This is a genomic window from Stenotrophomonas pavanii (genome assembly GCF_900101175.1).
GTDB lineage: Bacteria > Pseudomonadota > Gammaproteobacteria > Xanthomonadales > Xanthomonadaceae > Stenotrophomonas > Stenotrophomonas pavanii.
On the sequence record NZ_FNFQ01000006.1, the window covers coordinates 153,038 to 177,198 of the forward strand.

Below are 24,161 nucleotides of genomic sequence, written 5' to 3' on the forward strand. Positions count from 1 at the left end.
GCGCCATGCGTGGATGAACCCGTTCGCGGCGCCTGCGGTACGGAATGCAGCCAGGCATGGCCTGGCTCTACCGGGCCGGCGCACGCGCCGGGATGCGGGTAGAATTGCCCGCTTTCCCGCCACCCGAATGGATTAAGCGCCATGACCGGGACGCCAGACGTCTTTCCGCCCGCCACGCCGGACGGTACCCCGCTCGTTGCCCTGCCCGCTGGTCCGCGCAAGCCCGACCAGGTCAAGGGCAAGCTGTACATCAAGACCCACGGTTGCCAGATGAACGAGTACGACTCGGCCAAGATGGCCGACGTGCTTGCCGCCAGCGATGGCCTGGAACTGACCGACAGCCCGGACGACGCCGACGTCATCCTGGTCAACACCTGCTCCATCCGCGAGAAGGCGCAGGAGAAGGTGTTCAGCCAGCTGGGCGTGTGGAAGGGCCTGAAGAACAAGGGCCGCGAAGTCATCATCGGCGTCGGCGGTTGCGTCGCCTCGCAGGAAGGCGAAGCGATCATCAAGCGCGCGCCGTTCGTCGACCTGGTGTTCGGCCCGCAGACCCTGCATCGCCTGCCGGAGCTGATCCGTGCACGTCGCGAGCAGAAGCGCCCGCAGGTCGACATCAGCTTCCCCGAGATCGAGAAGTTCGATCGCCTGCCCGAGCCGCGCGCCGAAGGTCCCTCGGCATTCGTGTCGATCATGGAAGGCTGTTCCAAGTACTGTTCGTTTTGCGTGGTGCCCTACACCCGCGGCACCGAAGTCAGCCGCCCGTTCGAGGACGTGGTGGTGGAAGTAGCGCAGCTGGCTGCACAGGGCGTGCGCGAGATCAACCTGCTCGGGCAGAACGTCAACGCGTATCGCGGGCCCTATGGCGACGGTGAGTTCGCCGACCTCGGCCTGCTGATCCGTACCATCGCCGAGATCGATGGGGTCGGCCGCATCCGCTTCACCACCTCGCACCCGCTGGAGTTCAGCGACTCGCTGATCGACGCGTTCCGCGACGTCCCGCAGCTGGCCAACTTCCTGCACCTGCCGGTGCAGGCCGGCAGCGACCGCGTGCTGTCGGCGATGAAGCGTGGGTACACCGCACTGGAATTCAAGTCGAAGATCCGCAAGCTGCGCGCGGTGCGCCCGGACATCTCGATCAGCTCGGACTTCATCGTCGGCTTCCCCGGCGAGACCGACGCTGATTTCGAAAAGACCATGAAGCTGATCGAGGACATCGGCTTCGACCACAGCTTCTCGTTCATCTATTCACGGCGCCCGGGCACGCCGGCCGCGGACCTGGAGGACACGATCAGCGATGCCGAAAAGCACGCGCGCCTGTCGCGCCTGCAGGAGCGCATCAACGCCCATGCCGCCGGCATCTCCGAGAAGATGGTCGGCACCGTGCAGGCCGTGCTGGTGGAGGGGCCGTCGCGCAAGAATCCGAACGAGCTGACCGGCAAGACCGAGAACATGCGGTCGGTGAATTTCCCGGCGCCTGCGCGGTTGATCGGCCAGTTCGTGGATGTCCTGATCACCGAGGCGCTGACCAACTCGCTGCGCGGGCGCGTGGTGGCGGAATAAGTCCCCGGTAAAGGGGATCGGAGCCCCTGCGGGGATCCGACCCCCTGCCTTCAATCCAGGCGCTTGCGGAAACGCAGGATCGCCAGGGTCATCATCACCCCGATGAAGGCCAGCAGCGCCAGTGCATCCGGCCACAGCTCCCACAACGGGGCGCCGCGCAGCATGATGCCGCGCACCAGGCGCAGGAAGTGGGTCAGCGGCAGCACTTCGGCCAGCCACTGCACCGGCCGCGGCATGCCCGCGAACGGGAACATGAAGCCCGACAGCAGGATCGACGGCAGGAACAGGAACAAGGTCATCTGCATGGCCTGGAACTGCGAGCGCGCGCGCGTGGAGATCAACAGGCCCAGCGCCAGGTTGGCCAGCACCAGCAGTACCGCGGCCAGATAGATATCGAGCAGGCTGCCGCGAATGGGTACCTGGAACAGCCACGTGCCCAGCACCAGCACCAGCGTGGTCTGCAGCAGGCCGATGGCTGCATAGGGCAGCACCTTGCCGACCATCAGTTCGCTGCGTGACACCGGCGTGGCGATCAGCAGCTCCATGTTGCCGCGCTCGCGTTCACGCACCACCGCCACCGCGGTGAACATCACCAGGGTCATGGTCAGGATCACCCCGATCAGGCCCGGCACGATGTTCACCGCCGAACGCCGCTGCGGGTTGTAGAAGCTGGTCACGCTGATTGGTCCACTGGCGATGCTGCCTTCGCGCAGTGGCCGCGTGTTGCTGGTCGGGCGCGTGTCCAGCGGCACCTGCGCCAGCTGGATCGCCGCGCTCTGCACCACGGTGTCGCTGCCATCGACCAACACCTGCACTGCTTCGCGACCGTCGAAGCGGCGACGCTCGAAGTCGGCCGGCACCACGATGCCGACACTGATCTCGCCGCGGCGCAGCGCCTGCATCAGCTGGTCCGGTGTGTAGGCCTCGCTGCGCGGCGTGATCACGCCGGTGGCCACCATGTCCTGCACCAGCGCGCGCGAAGCGGCGCTGTTGGCCTGGTCGGCGACACCCGCATCCAGGTGGCGCAGGTTGAGATTGATCGCATACCCGAACAGCAACAGCTGCATCACCGGGATGCCGACGATCATCGCCAGCGTGATGCGGTCGCGGCGCAATTGCCGCAACTCCTTGAGCATGATCGCCCACAGCCGGCGCAGGTTCATGCCGCCGGCTCCCGGCCGCGACCACGGGTGGCCGCCACGAACACGTCTTCAAGGTTCGGCGCCACCGTCTCGATGCGGGCCTGCGGGTCAGCGTTGGCCAGCGCACGGCCCAGCACCGCGATGTCCGCCGCTCCCTCATTGCACAGCACGCGCAGATGGGTACCGATCTGCGCCACGCTGAGCACACCGGGCAGATCGGCCAGTGCGCGGCTGGCCAGGCGCGGCTGCGACGCGGTGACCTGCAGCGTGCGCCCTTGCAACCGCGCGCACAGCTCAGCCGGCGTGCCATCGGCCACCAGCGCGCCGCGATCCAAGATCGCCAGCCGGTGGCAGCGCTCGGCTTCGTCCATGTAATGGGTCGACACCAGCACCGTGGTGCCGGCGTCGGCCAGTTCGAACAGGGCTTCCCAGAAATCGCGGCGCGATTCCGGATCGACCGCACTGGTCGGCTCGTCCAGGAACAGCAGCTCGGGCGAATGCACCACCGCACCGGCCAAGGCCAGGCGCTGCTTCTGGCCACCGCTGAGGGTACCGGCCAGCTGGGGCTGACGGTCGTGCAACCGGTACTGCTGCAGCAGCGCCTCCACCCGCTGCCGGGCCTGCACGCGCGGCAGGTCCTGGATCGCAGCGAGGAACTCCAGGTTTTCGCGCACCGACAGGTCTTCGTACAACGAGAAGCGCTGGGTCATGTAACCGATCCGGCGGCGCAGTGCTTCCGCCTGCTCCGGCACGGACAGGCCCAGCACCTCGATCCGCCCAGCACTCGGCTCCAGCAGCCCGCACAGCATGCGGATGGTGGTCGACTTTCCGGATCCGTTCGGCCCCAGGAAGCCGTACACCTGCCCGCGCGGCACGCTCAGGTCGACGTTGTCCACGGCCAGCAGGTCACCGAAGCGGCGGGTCAGGCCCCGCGCGTGCACCGCGATGTCGCCGCCGGTGTTCAGAAGCGCACCTGGACCGGCACCCCGGCCGGAAGCGCCTGCATGTCGGCGGCTGCATCCACCTCGATCTCGGCGAGGTAGCTCAGGCGCTCGACGTCATCGCCAGTCAATGCGTAGTAGGGGGTGAATGAAGGCTCGCTGCGGATCGCGCGCACGTGCCCCTGCAGTACGGTACTGCCCCCTTCCAGCTGTATCTGCGCGGCCTGCCCGACCTTGACCTGCAGCCGCAGCGGCTGCGGCAGGTAGACGCGCGCATGGGGGCGCTCGCCCACCAGCATCACCACCAGCGGCGCACCGACCGGCGCCTGGTCCCCCTGCCGGTAGGGCAAGGCATCGACCACGCCATCACGCGGCGCGCGCAGCTGCAGCTTCTGCAGGTTGACCCCCTGCAGCACCTGCTGCGCCTGCGCAGCATCGGCGGTCGCCTGGCCCTGGGCGATGTCCTGCGCGCGGCTGCCGTGCACCCGCTCCAGCCATGCCTGCTCGGCAGCCCGTACGCTGGCCTCGGCATTGCCGGCGGCGGCGCGTGCGCGGTCCAGTTCGGCAGCGGCGATCAGGCGCTGGCGTGCCAGCGGCTGCACCCGACGGTAGTACGCGCTGGCCTCGGCGGACTGCGCTCGCAGCGCGGCCAGCTGCGCCTGGGCCTGCGCGATCTGTTCCTGGCGCGGGCCGATCCTCAGTTCTTCCAGCTGCGCCTGCGCGCGCGCCGTGTCGGCCTGTGCTGCGGCGAACTGCGCACCGCCGCGGGCGGAATCGAGCTGCATCAGCACGGCCCCGGCCTTGACCTGCTGGCCCTCGCGCACCTCCACCGAGGAGATCACCTCGGCCGCCGGCGCAGGCACCGTGATCCGGTCCCATTCCAGCGTACCCAGTGCAACCGACGGCGCCTGGCCGCACCCGGCCAGCAGGCCGAGGCCCGCCAGTCCGGCGCCACGCATCCGCTTGCCGATGCCCATGCCATCCCCTCCCGCGACAGCGCCACGGTGCCATGCCGCCCGTGCACCCGCAATGATCCCGATCAGCCTTGACGGTTTTTTCACCACGCAGCGCCAGGCCTCGTGCCACAAGGCTCGGCCCCATCTATCCACAGGTTCGTTGCACCGCCGTCCACATCGCATGTGGAAAACCCGCTGGCGCCTGGCCATATTTTCACCACGACATCATCTCCCTTGTGGCACAAGCGCTGCGAAGGACTATCCACAGCTTTCCGCAGCCGCGGTCCACACCGGGTGTGGAAAACCGCGTGGTGCCACACTGTTCCGATGCGCACGCTGGCCGCTTGCCCTGCACGCGCGTAACCTTGTCATCCCGAGTCCATCGCGGTGGACGGCGAACCCGCCCCACCCCAAGCAATGAAAAGCATCGAGCATCGAGACTTCAGCCTGTCGCCGGAAGACAACGAGCGGCTGGCCAACCTGTGCGGCCCCTTCGATGGCCATCTGCGCCAGATCGAGCTGAAGCTCGGTGTGGAGATCGCCAATCGTGGCTTCGTGTTCCGTATCAGCGGGCCCGGCGAGGCGATCGTCGAGGCGCAGAAGCTGGTCGAGGCGCTGTACGCCGAAGCCGGCGAGACTGTCTTCGACAACCATGCCATCCACCTGCGCCTGGCGCAGGCCAATGTCGAACAGATCGCCGAACGCTCGTACGAGGCACAGGAGGTGGCGATCAAGGTCAAGCGCGGTACCGTGCGTGGCCGTGGCGCCAACCAGGCCCGCTACCTGCACCAGATCGCCACCCATGACATCAACTTCGGCATCGGCCCGGCCGGCACCGGCAAGACCTTCCTGGCCGTGGCCAGCGCGGTCGAAGCGCTGAACGAATCACGGGTACAGCGTTTGATCCTGGTGCGCCCGGCGGTGGAAGCCGGCGAGAAGCTGGGCTTCCTGCCCGGCGACCTGAGCCAGAAGGTCGACCCCTACCTGCGACCGCTGTACGACGCCCTGTACGAGATGATGGGCGTGGAGAAGGTGGTCAAGCTGCTGGAAAAGAACGTCATCGAGATCGCGCCGCTGGCCTACATGCGCGGCCGCACGCTCAACGATGCCTTCGTGATCCTGGACGAAGCGCAGAACACCACCATCGAGCAGATGAAGATGTTCCTGACCCGCCTGGGCTACGGCTCCACCGCCGTGGTCACCGGCGACCTGACGCAGACCGACCTGCCCAAGCACGTGAAGTCCGGCCTGCGCGACGCCATCGATGTGCTGCGCGACGTCGAAGGCGTCAGCTTCACCTTCTTCGAGTCGCGCGACGTGGTCCGCCACCCGCTGGTGGCGCGTATCGTCAGCGCCTACGACCGCCGCGACCTGCATCAGATCCAACCTGGAGCAACTCCATGACCCGTGGTCCCGTGCGACTGGACGTCGCCGTCAGTTATGCCCTGCCGCGTACCGGCCTGCCGGCGGCAGTCAGCTTCCGCAAGTGGGTGGCCGCTGCGCTGAAAGGCCGCATCCGCGAAGCCGACCTGGCCATCCGCGTGGTCGATGCCAAGGAAGGGCAGTCACTGAACCGCCATTACCGCGGCAAGGACTACGCGACCAACGTGCTCAGCTTCCCGGCCGAAGTGCCCGAAGGCCTGCCCAAGGGTGTCAAGTTTCCGCTGCTGGGTGACCTGGTGATCTGCGCACCGGTGGTCGCCCGCGAGGCAGAGGAACAGGGCAAGGCGCTCAACGCCCACTACGCGCACCTGACCGTACACGGCGTACTGCACCTGCTCGGCTGGGACCACGAGGACGACAAGGAAGCCGACGCGATGGAGCAGCTGGAGCGTGAGATCCTGGCCGAGCTCGGCATCGCCGATCCCTACGCCGGCGAGCGCTGACGTCGGGCTCTGTTCCGAGCCCACGCACTCACGGAAGAGGAGCGCAGCATGACCCTGCCCGCACTTGTGCTTGCCGCGCTGCTGCAGTCCGGGGCAGGCCTGATGCCCGATCCTGACCGTCCCTCACCGTTCCCCGCCAGCGACAGCGAGGCTGACATCGCCGCAAAGATCGCCGAACTAAGGGCGTTCTTCGGCAGCAGCGAGCGCGACACTCGCGATATCGTCGCCACTGCCCAACAACGGGCGCTGATCGAGCGCCTGGAAGCGCGACACGCGGCACGCCTGGCCGGTATCTGGGTGGACAACGCAACGGGCTGGAACGTCGTGGTGCGACTGACCGGCGCCGTACCCGCGGCCGATGAGACACATCCAGGGGCGGCTGGCCCGCAACACGTGCACTACGTCACTGGCGCCGCGATGACCGAAGTGGAGATGAGGCGCCGCCTGCACGCACAGCAGGACTGGCTGCGGGCCCAGCTGCCGGACCTGTTCGGCTACCGCCTGGATGTCATGACCGGGGAGCTGGAGGTGGAGCTGCGGGAACCAGCGAACCGCGCGACGACAATCGCCGTGCGCGACCGCCTGCAGATGCAACTGGGCTACCCGGTCAGGCTGCGCTGGTACCCTGCGACATCGCAGCAGCGGTCGCCCTGATCCAGCCGGCCCGTAGGCGCCGGTCCGCGCGGCGCGCTATTGTTTGCCCCCGGCATCGGGCGCAGGGAACCATGGATGACCTCGGAAAATGACTTGATGGCGTTTACGATCGGCCTGGGCCTATTCGCCGTTTTGCTGCTGCTTGGCACTTATGCCGTGCGCCGCATCATTGCTCGGCCCGCCGGTGGCAGGCACTGGCTGCTGCGCAGCCTGGCCCTGCTCTCGGCCTCGTGTCTGCTGGTCGGGCTGGCGGTCGGCTTGATCGGCCCCCACCTCACGGATAGACCGGAACCCGCCCACCCGCCCGGGCTCTGGGAAACGTCGATGATGCTGATACTGGTCGGCGCTGCGACCCTGCCGGTGCTGTGGCGGACGGTGCTGCAGCAGCGGCTTGGCCGTCCGGTCAACACGCTTCCGTTCTTCCATGCGAGCCGCACCTCGCTGCTGGTGCTGTTCGCGCTGGCCGTGATCTACATGAAAGTAGCGAGGACAACAGCGTCGGAACTGATGCCCTGGCTGACCAGCCCGGGCCTGTGGCCGGCGGTGGCGCGCATCGCGGGGCAATCGATGCAGATCACCATGCTTGCGGTCGTGCTGACCCTCTCACTGATGGTCGTGCGGCGGGCGGTGACCGGTTTCCTGCGCCTTCTCACCGGGCCGTTCAGGCGCTCGCCGGGGCTATGATGGCAGACCTCCGTCTACGGAATCCGCCCGTGTCGCTGCGCTGCTGCCTGCCTCTGCTGTATGTCCTTGCGGCCCCATCCGCTTTCGCCTCCAGCCTGGACCTGCCCGCCCTGATCGAGTGCCGCCAGGGCGTGGCCGAGCAGGCCGCGCTGGCGCCCCTGCTGGCTGATCCGCTGAAGGCCGTGGCCCAGGGCCTGCAGCCGCTGCCGCAGGGCAACCAGTTCATGAGCGAGTACCGCCTGGCCCAGCCGATCAGCGTGTTCGGCGCCCGCACCGAACGGGTCGCCGTGGCCGGGTCCAGCGTCATGGCCATCCTCGACCAGGCCGATCCGCGGCCACTGGCCAGGCAGCTGGGGCTGGAGACCGGCTACGACCAGGACGGCAAGTTCATGGCCGGCCGCGAGCTGGTCAGCCGGGACGTGACCGACCCGAAGACCGGCGAGGCCCAGATCGAATCGATCATCCTCAGCGTCTCTACCGTGGCCTCCCATCCGGGCAAGACCCTGGCTGGCTGTACCTACAGCCTGGACCTGCCCGAGGAAGAGGCCCCCGCCCGGCCTGAACTGGCCCCGCCACCGATCACCGGGCCGGGCAGCGACGGTCGCTGACAGGGCGCCACATCCTGCTAGACTTGGGCCATCGCCCGGCTTGCCGGGTGCCCTTTTTCCAGAGATGTCAGAAGACGACAGTAGTAGCTCCGCACAGGAGCCCAGTGAAAAGAAGCGCGGCTGGCTTGAACGCCTGACCTCCGCCTTCTCCGGCGAACCCCATACCCGCGACGAGCTGGTCGCTGTCCTGCACACCGCGCAGGAAGAGGGTCTGATCGCCGCCGATACCCTGAAGATGATGGAAGGCGCCATTGCGGTGGCCGAGCTGACCGTGGGCGACGTGATGATCTCGCGCTCGCAGATGGTTTCGCTGCCGGTCGAAGCGCCGTTCCTGGAACTGATGAAGCAGGTGGTCGAATCCGGCCATTCGCGCTTCCCGGTGCACGGCGAGAACAAGGACGACATCCTTGGCATCCTGCTGGCCAAGGACCTGCTGCGCGGCGTGGTCGCCGACAACGGCCCGGCCAACGTGCGCGAGCTGCTGCGCCCTGCGGTGCTGATCCCGGAGGCGAAGAAGCTCAACGTGCTGCTGAAGGAGTTCCGCCTGTCACGCAACCACATGGCCATCGTGGTCGACGAGTACGGCGGTGTCGCCGGCCTGGTCACCATCGAGGACGTGCTGGAACAGATCGTCGGCGAGATCGACGACGAGCATGACGAGGCCGAGGATCCGTCGGCGCAGATCGCCATCCAGTCCGACGGCCAGTACGTGGTCGACGCACTGACCCCGATCGGCGACTTCAACGAGCGTTTCGGCGCCACGTTCTCCGACGAGGACTACGACACCATCGGCGGCCTGGTCACCGAGGCCGTGGGCCATCTGCCGGAAGTCGGCGATGAGCTGGCCCTGGACCGCTTCATGTTCCGCGTGGCCCGCGCCGATGCGCGCCGGGTGCAGGCCTTCCACGTGACCGTGCTGCCGCCGGACGCGCAGGACGACGCTTGAAGCGCGGCGGCCCCGTCCTGGCACTGCGCCTGACGATGTGGCTGGCACTGTGCGTGCTGGCCATGGTCCTGCCGCTGGCTGCCTTGGCGCAGCCGGCGGCGAGCACGCCCGCGCCTGCCGCCGCCGGCACCGAGGCCGTGGCCCCGCGCATCGGCGTGGTGACCATGCAGCCGGGCACGGTGTTCTTCGAGCGCTTCGGCCACGATGCCATCGTGGTGATCGATCCGCTCAGCGGCCAAGCGACCTCATACAACTTCGGCTATTTCGATCCGTCCGAGGACGATTTCATCAGCCGCTTCGTGCGCGGCGACATGATGTATTACCTGGTGGCGCTGCCGCTGCAGCAGGACCTGTCGTACTACGACGAGACCGGCCGCGGTGCCAGCGTGCAGTGGCTGGACCTGCGCCCGGACCAGGCGCGTGCGCTGGCCGCCGACCTGGCCGAACGGGCCAAGCCGGAAAACGCGCGCTACCACTACGACTACTACACCGCCAACTGCGCCACGATGGTGCGCGACACGGTGGACAAGGCGCTGGGCGGCGGCCTGCAGTCGCAGCTGTCGGGGCGCTCGCGCGGCAATACCTACCGCAGTGAATCGGTGCGCCTGGCCTCGCCGGCGCCGTGGATGTGGCTGGGCTTCGATGTCGGCCTCGGGCCGTTCGCAGACCAGCCGCTGTCGCGCTGGCAGGAAGCCTTCGTGCCGATGCGCCTGGCCGACGCGCTGCGCCAGGCACGCAACAGCGACGGCCGGCCGCTGGTACAGTCCGAACAGGAACTGCTGCCGCACCGCATCGATCCGGAGCCGAAGGAATTCGCGCGCCGCTGGTGGCCGTGGCTGCTGCTGGGGCTGGTCGTGGCCGGCGGCGTGCTGGCGCTGCGCAACCGCCCGCGCCTGCTGGCCGGGCTGGCCCTGCCGTTCTGGCTGCTGTGTGCCATCGCTGGCAGCCTGCTGGTGTTCCTGTGGGGCTTCAGTACCCACTACGCCGCCTGGGCCAACCGCAACCTGCTGCTGCTTTCGCCGCTGGCCGTGCTGCTGCTTCCGGGCGCGATCGCACTGCTGCGCCGGCGCGTGCCGGGCCGCATGTTCAGGGTCGTGCTGTGGCTGCTGGCGGTACAGGCCGTGGCGGCACTGGTACTGCACTGGCTGAGCCTGCAGGCGCAGTACAACGTGCAGTGGATCGTCCTGCTGCTGCCGGTGCACGCGGCGCTGGCCTGGGTGCTGGGGCGCCGTCCTCACTTGTCCGAAACACGGCGCTGACGCACGATGGCGGGCATGTCATTGCCCGCCTCCGCTTCCGCCCCGGCTTCGGCCAACCCCGCCTGCGTCATCAACTGCGTCCACTACGATGACGAGGGCAAGCGCCACGACATCGGCCTGGATGCCATCAGCGACGTCATTGCCAGCGGCAACGGCTTTGTCTGGGTCGGCCTGTACGATCCCAACGACGATGTACTGCTGAAGCTGCAGGAAGAATTCTGCCTGCACGACCTGGCCATCGAGGACGCGCGCAACGCGCACCAGCGGCCCAAGGTCGAGACCTACGGCAATTCGATGTTCGTGGTGGTGACCACCGCGCAGATGGTCGACGAGCGCATCCAGTATGGCGAAACCCATGCCTTCCTCGGCCCGCGCTTCCTGGTGACGGTGCGCCACGGCGCCTCGCTGTCGTACGCGCCGGTGCGGGCGCGGGTCGAGCGTGAGCCGCAGCTGCTGAAGATGGGCCCGTCGTACTGCCTCTACGCAGTGACCGACTTCGTGGTCGACAACTACCTGCCGATCGTGCACCGCTTCCGCGACACCCTGGACCTGCTGGAAAAGGACATCTTCGCCGAGAACTACAAGCGCAGCACCGTGGTGCGGCTGTACGAGCTCAAGCGCGAACTGAACAAGATGCGGATGGCGGTGGCACCGCTGCAGGACGTACTGGCGCAGCTGCGCCGCTACCAGGGCGAACTGATCCCCGACGAAGTGAAGCTGTACATCCGTGACGTGCACGACCACGCGGTGCGCATCAGCGATGTGATCGACACCCTGCGCGAGATGCTCGGCACCGCGCTCAGCGTCAACCTGTCGCTGGTGACGCTGGCGCAGGGCGAGACGGTCAAGCGCCTCGGCGCCTGGGCCGCTCTGCTGGCGGCGCCGACGCTGATCACCAGCTGGTATGGCATGAACTTCAGCCACATGCCGGAGCTGAGCCAGCCGTGGTCATATCCGCTGATGATTGTCGGCGTGGGCGGCGTGTGCGTGGGCCTGTACCGGTTGTTCAAGCGCGCGAAGTGGCTGTGACCCGCTGCTGGTAGCGCCGGCCGCTGGCCGGCAATCGGGGCAATGCCGGCCAGCGGCCGGCACTACCCTTCGGCATCAAGCCACGTAGACGGTCTTGATGTTCATGAACTCGTGGATGCCGTGGTCGGCCAGTTCCCGGCCGAAGCCGGACTGTTTGCTGCCGCCGAACGGCAGCCGGGCGTCGCTCTTGACGATGGCGTTGACGAACGCGGCGCCACACTCCATGCGCTGCGCGAACGCTTCGCCGCGCACCGGGTCGCGCGTCCACACGCTGCCGCCCAGGCCGAAGCGGGTGTCGTTGGCCACGCGCAATGCCTCGGCCTCGTCGGCGACCCGGATCACCGCAGCCACCGGTCCGAACAGTTCCTCGTCGTAGGCCGGCATGCCCGGGCCGACCTGGTCGAGCACGGTGGCCGGATAGCCTGCATGCGTGCCGGCGATCGGCTCGCCACCGACCCGCACCCGCGCGCCCTTGGCCACGCTGGCCTGCACCTGCTTGTGCAGTTCATCGCGCAGGTCGGCACGGGCCATCGGCGCCAGCGTGGTACCACGCTCGTCCGGGTCGCCGTACTGGCGCTGGCCGGCCGCTTCGACAAAGCGCCGGGTGAACTCATCGGCGACCGCTTCGACCACGATGAAACGCTTGGCGGCAATGCACGTCTGCCCGCTGTTGTCGAAGCGCGACTTCACCGCCGCGGCCACCGTCCTGTCCAGGTCGGCGTCATCGAGCACCACGAAGGCATCGCTGCCGCCCAGCTCCATCACCGACTTCTTCAGCTGGCCACCGGCATTGGCCGCGATCGAGCGCCCTGCCCGCTCGCTGCCGGTCAGCGTCACCGCCTTCACCCGCGCGTCGCGCAGCACCTCGGCCGCCTGGTCGTTGTCGATGTGCAGCACGTCGAATACGCCCTCCGGCAATCCTCCATCACGGCACACGGCCAGGATCAGGTCAGCGCACTGCGGCACGTTGCTGGCGTGCTTGAGCAGCGCCACGTTGCCGGCCATCAAGGCCGGTGCAAGGAATCGGAATACCTGCCAGATCGGGAAATTCCACGGCATCACCGCGAACACGCAGCCGATCGGCTCGTAGCGCACGTAGCTGCGCTGGGCTTCGGTGTCGATCAGCTGCGGCTTCAGATAGTCGGCCGCGTGGTCCGCGTAGTACTCGCAGGCGGCCGCACATTTGTCGACTTCGGCCAGCGCTTCGGCCTTGAGCTTGCCCATCTCATGGGTCATCGCCTGCTGCAGGTCGTCGCGGCGCGTGCGCAACTGCGCCGCGATCTGGCGCAGGATCGCGCCGCGTTCCTGCAGCGAACGCTCGGCCCAACCGGGGAACGCATCGGCGGCGGCCTGCAGGCGCTGCTCGATGTCAGCAGCGCCCATCAGTTCATGGCGGTAGGTCACCTGGCCGGTGGCCGGGTCGATGATCTCGACGGTCATGGGGGGTCTCCATCAAAGTGACCCCCATTGTGCGCCGCCGGCCGTGAGCCGGATGTTGCCGGCGCTGTCGACAGACCGTGTGCTCAGCCGTTGTCCTGCCGTGCCAGCTGCAGGTCACGCTGGCGCCGCTTCTCGGCGCGGGCGTTGATGTACCAGCCGATCACTGCAGCGATCGACACGGCCGACACCAGCAGCGTGGCCAACGCGTTGATCTTCGGGCTGATGCCCATGCGCACCGAGGCGAACACTTTCATCGGCAGCGTGGTCGAGCCCGGCGTGGCCACGAAACTGGCCACCACCACGTCATCCAGCGACAGCGTGAAGGCCAGCAGCCAACCCGCCACCAGAGCCGGCGCGATGATCGGCAGGGTGATGCGGGTGAATACGGTCAGCCGGCTGGCACCGAGGTCCATCGCCGCTTCTTCCAGCGACAGGTCCATTTCCTGCAGGCGCGAGGACACCACCACGGTGACGAAGCATAGGGTGAAGGTCACGTGTGCGATCCAGATGGTGGCCAGGCCACGCGCGGGGAAGCCGGGAATCGCGCCCATCGAGGCCAGCAGCGCCATCAGCGAGAAGCCCAGGATCACATCCGGCATCACCAGCGGCGCGGTGACCAGCGCACCGAACAGCGGCTTGCCCCGGAAACGCTTGAAACGGGTCATCACCATCGCCGCCAGCGTGCCCAGCACGGTGGCGGTGCAAGCGGTCCAGAACGCCACCACCAGGCTGGTCCACATCGCATCCATCAGCGCACGGTCGGCGAACAGGTCGCTGTAGGCACGGGTGGAGAACCCGGCCCAGACCATCGCCAGCCGCGAACTGTTGAACGAATAGAACATCAACAGCAGGATCGGCAGGTACAGGAAGGCGAAGCCGAGCAGCAGCACGCCCAGGCCCAGGCCCTTGGCGGTACGCGGGCTCATGCCTGCTTCCCTTCCAGCAGGCGCTGCTGGGAACGGTTGAACAGCAGGATCGGCACCAGCAGCAACAGGATCATCGCCACCGCCATCGCCGAGGCGCCCGGCCAGTTGCGGTTGTTGAAGAACTCGTTCCACAGCTGGCGGCCGACCATCAGCGTCTCCGAACCACCGAGCATTTCCGGGATCACGAACTCACCCACCGCCGGGATCATCACCAGCATGCAGCCGGCGATGATGCCGGCCCTGGACAGCGGCAAGGTGATGCGCAGGAACGCCTGCCACGGCTTGGCGCCGAGGTCGTAGGCCGCTTCCAGCAGGCGGTGGTCATGCTTGACCAGGTTGGCGTACAGCGGCAGTACCATGAACGGCAGGTAGCAGTAGACGATGCCGATGTAGGCGGCCGTCGGCGTATCGATCAGCTGCAGTTTCGGCAGCCCCATCGACGTCATCAGCGTCTGCAGGCCAGTGAACTGCAGGAACTGGTCGAGCAGGCCATTGCGGTCCAGGATCGCCTTCCACGCGTACACGCGGATCAGGAACGAGGTCCACGACGGCAGCACCACCAGCATCATCGCCACGTTGCGTGCGGCCGGCGACAGGCGGGCGATGGCATAGGCCATCGGGTAGCCGATCAGCAGGGTCAGGAAGGTGGAGATCGCCGCGATCCTGATCGAGCTGAGGAAGGCCTGCGCATAGATCGAATCGCGGAACAGCGCCAGGTAGTTTTCCAGGTTCAGCTTCAGGGAGAAGCCGCCGTCCGCGTACTGCAGCAGCCAGGTGTACGGCGGCGAGCCGACCCGGCTGAGCGAGAAGCTGATCATCAGCACGATCAGGAACGGCACCGCGAAGAACAGCAGCAGCCACAGGTACGGAATGCCGATCACCGTGGCACGCAGCCCCGGCAGCCAGCGCTTCAGGCCGGCAACGCTCATGAGGTCAGCACCACGCCGTCGTTGTCGCGCCAGTGCACCCACACGCTGTCCCCCCAGGTCAGGCCATCGCTGGCCCAGCGCTGCGAGTTGGCGAAATTGGCCAGCACCTTGGCACCGCTGGGCAGGCGCACGTGGTAGACCGAATGGCTGCCGAAATAGGCGATGTCCTCGATCACGCCCTGGGCCTTGTTGGTATGCCCTTCCGGCTCGTCCTTGCCGATCATCACCTTTTCCGGGCGCAGCGCGAATGCGACCGGCTGCCCTTCGTAACAGGTGATGCCATGGGCGATGTAGATCGGCGCCGGGAACAGCGGCGAGCGCACGGTCACATACTCGGGCAGGTCCTCGTCGATCACTCCATCGAACAGATTGACCGAACCGATGAACTCGGCAACGAAGCGGTTGGCCGGCTGCTCGTAGACCTCGTCCGGCTTGCCGACCTGCTGGATCCAGCCGGCATCCATCACCGCGATGCGGGTGGCCATGGTCATCGCTTCTTCCTGGTCGTGGGTGACCATCACGCAGGTCACGCCCGACGATTCGATGATGCTGACCAGTTCCAGCTGCATCTGCGAGCGCAGCTTCTTGTCCAGTGCGCCCATCGGCTCGTCCAGCAGCAGCAGCTTCGGCCCCTTGGCCAGCGACCGCGCCAGCGCCACGCGCTGCTGCTGGCCGCCGGACAGCTGGTGCGGCTTGCGCTTGCCCAGGTGGCCCATCTGCACCAGGTCCAGCATCTCGCCCACGCGCTTGCTGATCGCGTCCTTGCCCAGGCCGTCCTGCTTCAGGCCGAAGGCAATGTTCTGCTCCACCGTCATGTGCGGGAACAGGGCATAGGACTGGAACATCATGTTGACCGGCCGCTGGTACGGCGGCAGTGCGTCCAGGCGCTGGCCATCGAGGGTGATGCTGCCCTTGGTGGGCGTCTCGAAGCCGCCCAGGCAGCGCAGCAGGGTCGACTTGCCACTGCCGGAGCCACCGAGCAGGGCGAAGATCTCGCCCTTGCGCACGTCCAGATTGACGTCGTCGACGGCGACGAAACCGTCGAATTCCTTGCGCAGGTCGCGAATGGAGAGATAGCCGGGCGCACCGGTCGTGTCGACGACGGCGGCTACCGGCTGGGCTTCAACGGGCATGGGGGCTCCGGGAGCGGGCGGTGGACAGCGGCGGTCATTCTAACGGCCGGGGGCCGAAGGGGATATGACGGGCTGTGGCGGCGCGCACCGTGCCGCGGCGCCCGCCGGGTCGGGCCCGCCGCTGCAGGGTGACCCCGGCGAAGGGTCTCAGCGCACGGCCACCGGTGGCGCGTCCTGCCAGCCCAGGCCCAGGCTCTTCTGCAGCGCCACGTAGCGCACCAGCACCTGCAGGCGGGCCTGGGCGGCGGCATCCTGGGCCTGCAGGCGCTGTCGCTGCACGTCCAGCAGGTCGATCTGCGAGGTGGCCCCAGCCTGGCGTCGCTGGCGCATCAGGGCCAGCGCGCGCTCTGCAGAGGCCTCGGCACGGCCGCTGGCCTGCAGCTGCTGCCGCGCGGCGCCAAACCGCGCCAGCGCGGTATTGGCATCCTGCAGCGCTGCCAGTACCGTGCCCTCGTAGGCGGCCAGGCGCGCCTGGTTGCCCGCCCGGGCCTGCGCCACCCGTGCCTTGTTCACGCCGAAGTCGAACAGCGACCAGCGCAGGAACGGAGCGATGACGGTAGCCGCCGAATCCCGTCCCAGATCGGATATCGAGGTGGCGCCGGCGCCGATGCTGCCCAGCAGCGTCACCTGCGGAAAGTAGGCGGAGAGGGCCTGCCCGATCTGTGCCGACGACGCGGCCAGTTCGCGCTCGGCCTTGCGCACATCGGGCCTGCGCTGGATCAGGGCGCGCGCATCATCCACCGGCACCCTGGCCGGCAGCTGCGGCAGCGGCTGATCCGCCGCTAGCCGCGCATCCAGCGCACCCGGCTCGCGCCCCACCATCAGCGCCAGCAGGTCGCGCGCTTCGTCGGCCTGGGCCTGCAGCGTGGGCAGCGCCGCCTGCTGCTGCTCAAGCTCGGCCTGCGCGCGTTCCACCTGCAGGTCCGAGTCGGCGCCACGCTGGCGGCGCTGGCGCGTCAGCTGCAGGCTCTCCTGGGCCGCCCGCAGATTGTCCTCGGCCAGCGCGATGCGCTCACGGCTGCTGCGATACCCCAGGTAGACCTGGGCCAGCTCGGCGGCCAGCTGCACCTGTGCGTCGGCCAGCGCCGCAGCGTTGGCCTCGGCCTCGGCACTGGCCTGCTCCACTGCGCGGCGGCGTCGGCCGAACAGGTCCAGCTCCCAGCTGGCATCGAAGCCGGCCACGTACAACTCGGTATCCAGATCGGTATCGGCGAACTGCTGGCGCAGCTGCGCCGCTTCCTGCGGGCGACCGTTGGCCTCGGCAACCCCGGCGACGTTCTCGCCGATGCTGCGCACACGGTTCCCGATCGAATCCGGCGCCTTGATGTTGGCGTAGCCGGCCGCAGCGCCCACGCTGGGCAGCTGTTCGGCACGGCGCTGGCGCTGCAGTGAGCGCGAGGCCAGCAGCTTGGCCTGGGCGGCGCGCAGGTTGGGGCTGTTGCGCAGGGCCTCGTCCACCAGCTGGTCCAGCAATGGATCGTTGAGCGCGCGCCACCATTGGCTCGGTGGCGCCGCAGGCTGCACGCCAGCCTGCGCTGCACGTGGCAACGCCGCCTGCGCGGTAGCGCCGCCGGCAAGGTCGGGCCGCACGTAATCCGGCCCGAGCGTGCAGCCGGCCAGCAGCAGCGGTACCACGGCCGGCCACATCCGGCACGCGCGAACGAACGGGGGCGGAGTCGTCGAAGTCATCAGTGCATCGCCAATGGAACGCCCTTGGGCAGGGGCTTGAGCAGGAAAACCAGCGGGAATGTCAGTACCACGATCAGGCCGAAGATCCAGAACAGGTCGTTGTAGGCCATCACCATCGCCTGCATCTGGACCGTCTGCGCCAGCACCGCCGCCGCCTGGGTCGCGTCACCCAGCTGCTGGCCATAGGCGTGCAGCGCATCCTGGGCCAGCGGCGAATTCGCGGTGACGCTGCTGCCGATCGCATCGACATGCAGGATCGTGCGACGTTCCTGGAAGGTCGAGATGATCGCCAGGCCTATCGAGCCGCCGAGGTTGCGCGCGGCATTGAACAGGCCCGAGGCATCACTGGTGTACTCGCGCGGTACCGACGTGATGGCCGCCTGGTTCAGCGCCATCATTGCCAGCGCCAACCCGCAGCCCTGCAGCAGCTGGCCGACGATGAAATGCGGGCCGACACTGTCCGGCGTGAGACCGAGGTTGACGAAGCAGGCCGCTGCAAAGCAGAGCATGCCACCGAACACCATGATGCGAACGTCCACCGTTTCCAGCATCTTCGGCATCAACGGCATCAGCAGGATGGTTGGAAGGCCGGCCAGCAGCAGCACGTAGCCGGCCTGCTCGGTGTTGTAGCCGGCGATGATCGCCAGGAACTGCGGGATCATGTACATGACCCCGAACAGGATCATGCCCACCGCCATCACCATCACGAACACCGCACCGAAACTGCGCTGGAACAGGATGTTGAGACGGATCACCGGGGTCTTGCTGGTGAATTGCGAAAGCGCCAGCAGGGCGAATCCCACCACCGAGACCACGGTGAGCACCACGATCAGCGTGGATTCGAACCAGCGCTCGCGCTGCCCGTCTTCCAGCACCACGGTAAGCGCGGACAGGCCGGCGGTCATGCCGAGGATGCCCAGCCAGTCAGCGCGCAGCAGGCCTCCCCAGTCCGATCTTTCGTGCGGGAGTCCCAGCAGCAGCAGCGCCACCAGCCCGGCGCAGATCGGCACGTTGATGAAGAAAGCGTAATGCCAGCTCACGTTCTCGGTCAGCCAGCCGCCCAGCAGCGGGCCGATCACCGGCCCGAGGATGACGGTCATGCCGAACAGCGCGGTGCCCAGCGGCTGCTGCTTCGGTGGCAGGCGCGTGCCGACAATGGTCAACGCCGTGGGGATCAGGGCCCCACCGGCGAATCCCTGCCCCACCCGCCCGGCAATCATCATCGGCAGCGAGTCGGCCAACCCGCACATCACCGAGAAGGCGGTGAACAGCGTCGCGCAGATCAGCAGGAAGGTGCGCAGGCCCAGGGTGCGCACGAACCAGCCGGTGAGCGGGATCATCACGATCTCCGACACCAGGAAGGCGGTGGAAATCCAGGTGCCTTCGGTACCGCTGGCGCCGACCTCGCCCTGGATGGTGGGCAGGGCCGCGTTGACGATGGAGATGTCCAGCGTGGCCATGAACGAACCGATCGTGCCCGCGGCAACGGCCAACCACGCGCCAGCGTCGGCCTTGCCTTCGGCGGCGGCGGCAGGGGCGGCGGCGGCGTTCATCGCACGGGTGCGGCCGTGGCCTCGGCCTCATCGCGGGTGCGCCTGCGCGCGTCCTTGGCGCTGCGGGTGTCCACGGTCACTTCCACCGACATGCCCGGCACCAGCACCTTGCGCGCTTCGGCACCGGCGTCGACCCGGATGCGCACCGGCACCCGCTGCACCACCTTGGTGAAGTTGCCGGTGGCATTCTGCGGCGGCAGCAGCGCGAACTGCGATCCGGTGCCTGGCGAAATGCTCTCGACCGTACCGTGCAGGGTGGTACCCGGCAGGGCATCGACCTTGATCTCCGCCGGCTGCCCGGCCCGCATCAGGCCTACCTGGGTTTCCTTGAAGTTGGCGCTCAGGTACAGCGAGGCGACCGGGACAACGGTCATCGTGCGGGTACCCGCGGCGACGAACTGGCCGACCTGCACGGTCTTGTTGCCGATGCGGCCATCGATGCGCGCGCGCAGTTCGGTGTCCTCGAATGCGACCCGGGCCTGCGCGGCATCGGCCTGTGCCTGCTTGAGGCCAGCCTGTGCCTGTTCCAGCTGCGCCTGGCTGGCGTCGATCTGGCTCTGCACGCCCTGGATCTGCGCCCTGGCGGCGTCGTACTGGGCCTGCGCCCGCTCTACGTCGTGGCGCAGGCTCTCCACATGCTCGTGGGTGTCTGCGCCGCTGGCGGCCAGGGGGGTGAAAAGGGCCAGCTCGGATCTTGCGAAGCGCAGTGAGGCGGTCGCGGCCGTGAGCTGGGTGCGCGCCTGCAGCAGGCTGGACTGCTGGCCCTGCACGCCGGCGGTTGCCGCCGCGATATCCGCTTCGCGGACGGCGATCACTGCTTCGGCCTGGTCCAGGGTGGCACGGTAGGTGCGCGGGTCGATGCGCAGCAGCGGCTCGCCCGCCTTTACCCATTGGTTGTCCTTGACCAGCACCTCGGTGACGTAGCCGTTTATGCGCGGCGCCACGGCAACAGCGTCGGCCTGCAGGTAGGCGTTGTTGGTGTCCTGCAGGTAGCGCCCGACCAGGAGGTGATAGACCAGCCAGGCAACCAGGGCCACCGCGACCAGCAGCCCGATGATCGCCAGCGTCCAGCGCACCCTGGGATTCTTCAGCGGAGAGGGCGTGTCCTGTTGCTTCTGCTGCCGGTCGTCGTCGTGGGCGCTGTCGTCGCGCGCGGGCTGTTCGGTCATCGTCTCGTGGCGGTGGTCAGTGCCATACGGGACGGTAGGGGATGCAGCGCCGAGGGAAAGTGAAAGCCGCCGCGACACGGACTGCACATATGCAGAAGGAGGCCCTGCGGCCTCCTTCGACATGCGCCTGGCGGTGGGCGCCGGTCATGCGCGGCGCCGCGCAGGCGGATTCAACGCCCGGTCTTCACCTCGGTCCACAGCCGGGTGTAGAGCTTGTCGGTCTCCGGCGTGTTGATCGAGTAGGTGAACATCTTCGCGGCCACGTCGGCCGGCGGATAGATGGTCGGGTCGGTACGGATCGCCTCGTCCACCAGCGGGGTGGCGGACGGCACCGGGTTGGCGTAGTGGATGAAGTTGGTGTTGGCCGCGGCGACCTTCGGTTCCAGCAGGTAGTTGATGAACCGGTACGCCGCTTCCGGGTGCTTGGCGTCCTTCGGGATCGCCAGCATGTCGAACCACTGCGGCGCACCTTCCTTCGGGATCGAATAGGCCACGTGCACGCCATTGCTGGCTTCCTCGGCGCGGTCGCGTGCCTGGATGATGTCACCGGACCAGCCGACCACCAGGCAGGTGCCGCCGTTGGCCAGCGAGCCGACGTACTGCGAGGAGTGGAAATTCTGCACGTACGGGCGGATCGACTTCAGCAGGTCGGCCGCCTTCTGCAGCTCGGCCGGGTCGCCGCTGTGCGGGTCCAGGCCCAGGTAATGCAGCGCGATCGGGATCATGTCGGCCGGCGTGTCCAGGATGGTCACGCCGCAGTCCTTCATCTTGCTGATGTTCTCCGGCTTGAACACCAGGTCCCAGCTGTTGGCGATGTCGGTGCTGCCACCGAAGCGCTGCTTCAGCATGTCCACGTTGTAGCCGATGCCGGTGGTGCCGATCATGTACGGCACGCCGTACTGGTTGTCCGGATCCTGGGTGGCGATGCGCTTCATCACCGCCGGATCGAGATTGGCCAGGTTCGGAATCTTGCTCTTGTCCAGCGGCAGGAACACGCCGGCCTGGATCTGGCGACCGAAGAAGTTCAGGGTCGGCACCACCACGTCGTAGCCGCTGTTGCCGGCCAGCAGCTTGGTCTCGACCATCTCATCACTGTCAAACACATCGTAGGTCACCCTGATGCCGCTCTCCTTCTCGAAGGTCGGAATGGTGTCCTCGGCGATGTAATCGCTGTAGTTGTAGACGTTCAGGACCTGGCTGTCCTGCGCGCCGCCGTTGCCACCGCCACAGGCGGCGAGCATGGCGGAGGCCAGGCCGAGCGTGAGGATACGCAGCTTCATCGGGTGCTCCAGAATGCGGGAAGGGGGGCCGGCGGGGCCGGCGACGGCTGCCAGCCTACCCCCCGGCGGCGGATTTTTCTATTCCGCAGGCTCAGACGTTCAGCAGCAGGAACTCGCGCTCCCACGAGCTGATGACGCGGAAAAAGGTCTCGTATTCCTTGCGTTTGACCGAGATGTAGGCCCGGCAGAAGCGCTCGCCCAGCAGCGCCTGCAGCTCGCTGCACCGCTCCAGCCCGTCCAGCGCCTCGCCGAGTGAACGCGGCAGGTTGTAGCCCAGTTCCTTGGCGCTGGCGGTCACCGGTGCATCCGGTGCCAGCCGCTCGCGGATGCCGAGCAGGCCGCAGGCCAGGGTCGCGGCCATCGCCAGGTAGGGGTTGGCATCGGACCCGGCGAAGCGGCTCTCCACCCGCATGTTTTCCGGCGTATCCAGCGGCACGCGCAGGCCGCAGGTGCGGTTGTCGAAGCCCCAGTGCACGTTGCTGGGCGAGACTTCGCCAAACACCAGCCGGCGGTAGGAGTTCACGTTCGGCGCGAAGAACGCCATCGCCTGCGGCGCGTACTTCTGCAGGCCGCCCAGGTAGTGGCCGAACACCGGGCTGAACTCGCCCTCGGCGTCGGTATCGCCGGCGAACACGTTGCTGCCATCGCTCACCCGCACCAGGCTCTGGTGGATATGCATGGCACTGCCCGGCTCGTTTTCCATCGGCTTGGCCAGGAACGTGGCATAGACGCCGTGGCGCATCGCCGCCTCGCGCATGGTGCGCTTGAACAGGAACACCTGGTCGGCCAGGTCCATCGCATCGGCGTGGGTGAAGTTGACTTCCAGCTGCGCCGCGCCCGATTCGTGGATCAGCGTGTCCACGTCCAGCTTCATTGCATCGGCGTAGTCGTACATCAGGTCGAGGATCGGGTCGAACTCGTTGACCGCATCGATCGAGTAAGACTGCCGCGCGGTTTCCGGGCGCCCGGAACGGCCGGCAGGGGGCAGCAGCGGGAAGTCCGGGTCGGTGTTCTTCTGCACCAGGAAGAACTCCAGCTCCGGTGCCACCACCGGGCGCAGGCCCAGTTCGGCGTAGGCTGCCAGCACGCGGCGCAGCACGTTGCGCGGCGCCAGCTCATGCGGCTCGCCGTTCTTGGTGTAGCAATCGTGGATGACCTGCGCAGTGGCATCGGCCGCCCATGGCACCATGCGGACGGTGTCCGGATCGGGCCGCAGCATCATGTCCGAGTCCGACGGCGAGGTCAGCTCGTAGTAGTCGTCGGGGAACTCACCGGTGACGGTGGTGGCGAAGATGCCCTCGGGCAGGCGCGTGCCGTAGTCGTGCGAGAACTTGTCGGCGGGAATGATCTTGCCGCGGGCGTTGCCGGTGATGTCCGGCACCAGGCATTCAACTTCGGTGATGCGCCGCTCCTTCAGCCAGCGCAGCAGGGTGCTTTCCTGCGGTGCGGGCGGCGTGGCCGTCTTGCGCGGGCGCGTTCGGGAACTCATCGGGAATCCAGTCGGTTCTGTTGGTGCTGCCGGCAAGCTTGGCCGAATGCACGGAAAATAGCGTGATAGAACGGCGCCTGCATGACGCGCCACTCCGGGTGCCACTGTACGCCGAGCACGAATCCATGGTGCAGGCTGCGCGCCGCTTCGACCAGTCCGTCATCGGCACGGGCCTCGACCTGCAGGCCCCGCGCCAGGCGGGCAATGCCCTGCCCGTGCACCGAATTGACCTGCACCCGGTCGCTGCCGTGCCACTGTGCCAGCCAGCCATCGGCCGCCAGGGTGACCGCATGCGCCGCTCCATACTGCACCTCCACCGGTGCCTGCGGGTCTTCGCGATGGTCGGCCAGCCCAGGCACCGCGTGCAGCTGCGGATGCAGGCTGCCGCCCAGTGCGACGTTCAGTTCCTGGAAGCCGCGGCAGATCGCCAGGACAGGCAGGTCCAACGACAGCGCCTCGCGCAGCAGCGCGAAGGCATTGGCATCCCGGGCCGGATCATGCGGATTGCCCGGCCAGCTGCGGCCGCCCTCGTAGTGCTGCGGTTCGATACTGCTGACTGCGCCGGTCAACAGCAGGCCATCGAGCCCCACCAGCCAGTCACTGGCCGGCAACGGTGGCTGCAGGCTGGGCAACACCACCGGGGTCACCTCGGCCGCCTCGACCAGCGCGCGCACGTACTTCTCGCCGGCCACCGCGAAACGGTGATGGCCGAGCACGGTGCTGTCGGTGGGCAGGCCCACCCAGGGCAGGCGGCGCATGGGGACACTCCTTGGCGTGCCGACACGTTACCCGTCGCTCACCGCACGCGGCAAGCCGGTGCCATCACGCCACGCCGTCATGCATCGGCGAAACTAGGCGGGTGAATGCTGATCGTCCTTCCCCGTTCTT

At 67.6% G+C, this 24,161-nt stretch carries 22 protein-coding genes; 9 read left to right on the top strand and 13 right to left on the bottom strand.

The annotated features are described in order from the left end of the window. Positions 1-141 precede the first annotated feature (141 nt). A complete protein-coding gene (miaB, locus tag BLS66_RS12045; protein WP_049467513.1) occupies positions 142-1,560 on the top strand; it encodes a tRNA (N6-isopentenyl adenosine(37)-C2)-methylthiotransferase MiaB in 1,419 nt (472 codons plus the stop codon). A 50-nt stretch (positions 1,561-1,610) separates the two neighbouring features. On the opposite strand, the gene BLS66_RS12050 is transcribed toward miaB, so the two are convergent. Genes BLS66_RS12050 through BLS66_RS12060 form a run of 3 tightly spaced genes read right to left on the bottom strand, consistent with a single transcriptional unit; the run spans position 1,611 to position 4,620 of the window. Continuing rightward, positions 1,611-2,723 carry an ABC transporter permease gene (locus tag BLS66_RS12050; RefSeq protein ID WP_049467511.1) on the bottom strand — a complete coding sequence of 371 codons (1,113 nt, stop codon included), beginning with the start codon at positions 2,721-2,723 and terminating at the stop codon, positions 1,611-1,613. Then, entirely contained in the window at positions 2,720-3,643 is a 924-nt protein-coding gene (locus BLS66_RS12055) for an ABC transporter ATP-binding protein (protein WP_049467509.1), read from the bottom strand. Before BLS66_RS12055 ends, BLS66_RS12050 begins: the two co-directional genes overlap by 4 nt. Before the next feature lie 20 nt (positions 3,644-3,663). After that, a complete protein-coding gene (locus BLS66_RS12060) occupies positions 3,664-4,620 on the bottom strand; it encodes an HlyD family secretion protein (RefSeq protein WP_074725942.1) in 957 nt (318 codons plus the stop codon). Between the two features lie 396 nt (positions 4,621-5,016). On the opposite strand from BLS66_RS12060, the gene BLS66_RS12065 reads away from it, so the two are divergent. From BLS66_RS12065 to BLS66_RS12100, 8 genes are all read left to right on the top strand, one after another. Next, positions 5,017-6,003, top strand: a complete 987-nt coding sequence (locus tag BLS66_RS12065; RefSeq protein ID WP_049469470.1) for a PhoH family protein — start codon at positions 5,017-5,019, stop codon at positions 6,001-6,003. Next, the gene (gene ybeY, locus BLS66_RS12070; protein ID WP_049469473.1) at positions 6,000-6,485 is read left to right on the top strand and encodes an rRNA maturation RNase YbeY; all 486 of its coding nucleotides are present in this window, start codon (positions 6,000-6,002) and stop codon (positions 6,483-6,485) included. The genes BLS66_RS12065 and ybeY overlap by 4 nt, the downstream gene beginning before the upstream one ends. A 48-nt stretch (positions 6,486-6,533) precedes the next feature. Next, positions 6,534-7,139 (top strand): hypothetical protein, encoded by a 606-nt coding sequence (locus tag BLS66_RS12075; RefSeq protein ID WP_057495228.1) that lies wholly within the window; start codon positions 6,534-6,536, stop codon positions 7,137-7,139. Between the two features lie 75 nt (positions 7,140-7,214). Continuing rightward, entirely contained in the window at positions 7,215-7,823 is a 609-nt protein-coding gene (locus BLS66_RS12080) for a hypothetical protein (RefSeq protein ID WP_074725943.1), read from the top strand. Further along, the gene (locus BLS66_RS12085; protein ID WP_080355582.1) at positions 7,823-8,431 is read left to right on the top strand and encodes a hypothetical protein; all 609 of its coding nucleotides are present in this window, start codon (positions 7,823-7,825) and stop codon (positions 8,429-8,431) included. Before BLS66_RS12080 ends, BLS66_RS12085 begins: the two co-directional genes overlap by 1 nt. A gap of 64 nt (positions 8,432-8,495) precedes the next feature. Continuing rightward, a complete protein-coding gene (locus BLS66_RS12090; protein ID WP_049469485.1) occupies positions 8,496-9,377 on the top strand; it encodes a CorC family transporter in 882 nt (293 codons plus the stop codon). A gap of 35 nt (positions 9,378-9,412) precedes the next feature. Further along, entirely contained in the window at positions 9,413-10,636 is a 1,224-nt protein-coding gene (locus BLS66_RS12095; protein ID WP_143025158.1) for a lipoprotein N-acyltransferase Lnb domain-containing protein, read from the top strand. Positions 10,637-10,642: 6 nt separating this feature from the next. After that, positions 10,643-11,665, top strand: coding sequence for a magnesium and cobalt transport protein CorA (locus BLS66_RS12100; protein WP_049469491.1), 1,023 nt, complete (start codon positions 10,643-10,645; stop codon positions 11,663-11,665). Between the two features lie 75 nt (positions 11,666-11,740). Here the strand turns inward: BLS66_RS12100 and BLS66_RS12105 are convergent, their stop codons facing one another. The 10 genes from BLS66_RS12105 to BLS66_RS12150 all read right to left on the bottom strand — a co-directional run bounded on the left by BLS66_RS12105 (position 11,741) and on the right by BLS66_RS12150 (position 24,031). Continuing rightward, the gene (locus tag BLS66_RS12105; protein ID WP_064238021.1) at positions 11,741-13,105 is read right to left on the bottom strand and encodes an NAD-dependent succinate-semialdehyde dehydrogenase; all 1,365 of its coding nucleotides are present in this window, start codon (positions 13,103-13,105) and stop codon (positions 11,741-11,743) included. Between the two features lie 83 nt (positions 13,106-13,188). Continuing rightward, complete coding sequence (locus tag BLS66_RS12110; protein WP_005415928.1) at positions 13,189-14,031, bottom strand: ABC transporter permease subunit; 843 nt, start codon at positions 14,029-14,031, stop codon at positions 13,189-13,191. Next, positions 14,028-14,960, bottom strand: coding sequence for an ABC transporter permease subunit (locus BLS66_RS12115; protein ID WP_049469494.1), 933 nt, complete (start codon positions 14,958-14,960; stop codon positions 14,028-14,030). Before BLS66_RS12115 ends, BLS66_RS12110 begins: the two co-directional genes overlap by 4 nt. Then, a complete protein-coding gene (locus tag BLS66_RS12120; RefSeq protein ID WP_053505166.1) occupies positions 14,957-16,093 on the bottom strand; it encodes an ABC transporter ATP-binding protein in 1,137 nt (378 codons plus the stop codon). The genes BLS66_RS12115 and BLS66_RS12120 overlap by 4 nt, the downstream gene beginning before the upstream one ends. A 147-nt stretch (positions 16,094-16,240) precedes the next feature. Next, positions 16,241-17,782 carry an efflux transporter outer membrane subunit gene (locus BLS66_RS12125; RefSeq protein WP_074725945.1) on the bottom strand — a complete coding sequence of 514 codons (1,542 nt, stop codon included), beginning with the start codon at positions 17,780-17,782 and terminating at the stop codon, positions 16,241-16,243. After that, positions 17,782-19,335 carry a DHA2 family efflux MFS transporter permease subunit gene (locus tag BLS66_RS12130; protein ID WP_057494142.1) on the bottom strand — a complete coding sequence of 518 codons (1,554 nt, stop codon included), beginning with the start codon at positions 19,333-19,335 and terminating at the stop codon, positions 17,782-17,784. The genes BLS66_RS12125 and BLS66_RS12130 overlap by 1 nt, the downstream gene beginning before the upstream one ends. Beyond that, entirely contained in the window at positions 19,332-20,504 is a 1,173-nt protein-coding gene (locus tag BLS66_RS12135; protein ID WP_074725946.1) for an HlyD family secretion protein, read from the bottom strand. The genes BLS66_RS12130 and BLS66_RS12135 overlap by 4 nt, the downstream gene beginning before the upstream one ends. A gap of 170 nt (positions 20,505-20,674) precedes the next feature. Continuing rightward, the gene (locus BLS66_RS12140) at positions 20,675-21,784 is read right to left on the bottom strand and encodes a polyamine ABC transporter substrate-binding protein (RefSeq protein ID WP_074725947.1); all 1,110 of its coding nucleotides are present in this window, start codon (positions 21,782-21,784) and stop codon (positions 20,675-20,677) included. Between the two features lie 91 nt (positions 21,785-21,875). Then, positions 21,876-23,273 carry a glutamine synthetase family protein gene (locus BLS66_RS12145; protein ID WP_074725948.1) on the bottom strand — a complete coding sequence of 466 codons (1,398 nt, stop codon included), beginning with the start codon at positions 23,271-23,273 and terminating at the stop codon, positions 21,876-21,878. Further along, positions 23,270-24,031 (bottom strand): gamma-glutamyl-gamma-aminobutyrate hydrolase family protein, encoded by a 762-nt coding sequence (locus BLS66_RS12150; RefSeq protein ID WP_074725949.1) that lies wholly within the window; start codon positions 24,029-24,031, stop codon positions 23,270-23,272. Before BLS66_RS12150 ends, BLS66_RS12145 begins: the two co-directional genes overlap by 4 nt. Positions 24,032-24,161 lie beyond the last annotated feature (130 nt).

Coding starts and splice junctions, on each gene's coding strand:
- miaB (WP_049467513.1), top strand. CDS start 142: ATGACCGGGACGCCAGACGTCTTTCCGCCCGCCACGCCGGACGGTACC.
- BLS66_RS12050 (WP_049467511.1), bottom strand. CDS start 2,723: ATGAACCTGCGCCGGCTGTGGGCGATCATGCTCAAGGAGTTGCGGCAA.
- BLS66_RS12060 (WP_074725942.1), bottom strand. CDS start 4,620: ATGGGCATCGGCAAGCGGATGCGTGGCGCCGGACTGGCGGGCCTCGGC.
- BLS66_RS12065 (WP_049469470.1), top strand. CDS start 5,017: ATGAAAAGCATCGAGCATCGAGACTTCAGCCTGTCGCCGGAAGACAAC.
- ybeY (WP_049469473.1), top strand. CDS start 6,000: ATGACCCGTGGTCCCGTGCGACTGGACGTCGCCGTCAGTTATGCCCTG.
- BLS66_RS12075 (WP_057495228.1), top strand. CDS start 6,534: ATGACCCTGCCCGCACTTGTGCTTGCCGCGCTGCTGCAGTCCGGGGCA.
- BLS66_RS12080 (WP_074725943.1), top strand. CDS start 7,215: ATGACCTCGGAAAATGACTTGATGGCGTTTACGATCGGCCTGGGCCTA.
- BLS66_RS12085 (WP_080355582.1), top strand. CDS start 7,823: ATGGCAGACCTCCGTCTACGGAATCCGCCCGTGTCGCTGCGCTGCTGC.
- BLS66_RS12090 (WP_049469485.1), top strand. CDS start 8,496: ATGTCAGAAGACGACAGTAGTAGCTCCGCACAGGAGCCCAGTGAAAAG.
- BLS66_RS12095 (WP_143025158.1), top strand. CDS start 9,413: ATGTGGCTGGCACTGTGCGTGCTGGCCATGGTCCTGCCGCTGGCTGCC.
- BLS66_RS12100 (WP_049469491.1), top strand. CDS start 10,643: ATGGCGGGCATGTCATTGCCCGCCTCCGCTTCCGCCCCGGCTTCGGCC.
- BLS66_RS12105 (WP_064238021.1), bottom strand. CDS start 13,105: ATGACCGTCGAGATCATCGACCCGGCCACCGGCCAGGTGACCTACCGC.
- BLS66_RS12110 (WP_005415928.1), bottom strand. CDS start 14,031: ATGAGCCCGCGTACCGCCAAGGGCCTGGGCCTGGGCGTGCTGCTGCTC.
- BLS66_RS12115 (WP_049469494.1), bottom strand. CDS start 14,960: ATGAGCGTTGCCGGCCTGAAGCGCTGGCTGCCGGGGCTGCGTGCCACG.
- BLS66_RS12120 (WP_053505166.1), bottom strand. CDS start 16,093: ATGCCCGTTGAAGCCCAGCCGGTAGCCGCCGTCGTCGACACGACCGGT.
- BLS66_RS12125 (WP_074725945.1), bottom strand. CDS start 17,782: ATGACTTCGACGACTCCGCCCCCGTTCGTTCGCGCGTGCCGGATGTGG.
- BLS66_RS12130 (WP_057494142.1), bottom strand. CDS start 19,335: ATGAACGCCGCCGCCGCCCCTGCCGCCGCCGCCGAAGGCAAGGCCGAC.
- BLS66_RS12135 (WP_074725946.1), bottom strand. CDS start 20,504: ATGACCGAACAGCCCGCGCGCGACGACAGCGCCCACGACGACGACCGG.
- BLS66_RS12140 (WP_074725947.1), bottom strand. CDS start 21,784: ATGAAGCTGCGTATCCTCACGCTCGGCCTGGCCTCCGCCATGCTCGCC.
- BLS66_RS12145 (WP_074725948.1), bottom strand. CDS start 23,273: ATGAGTTCCCGAACGCGCCCGCGCAAGACGGCCACGCCGCCCGCACCG.
- BLS66_RS12150 (WP_074725949.1), bottom strand. CDS start 24,031: ATGCGCCGCCTGCCCTGGGTGGGCCTGCCCACCGACAGCACCGTGCTC.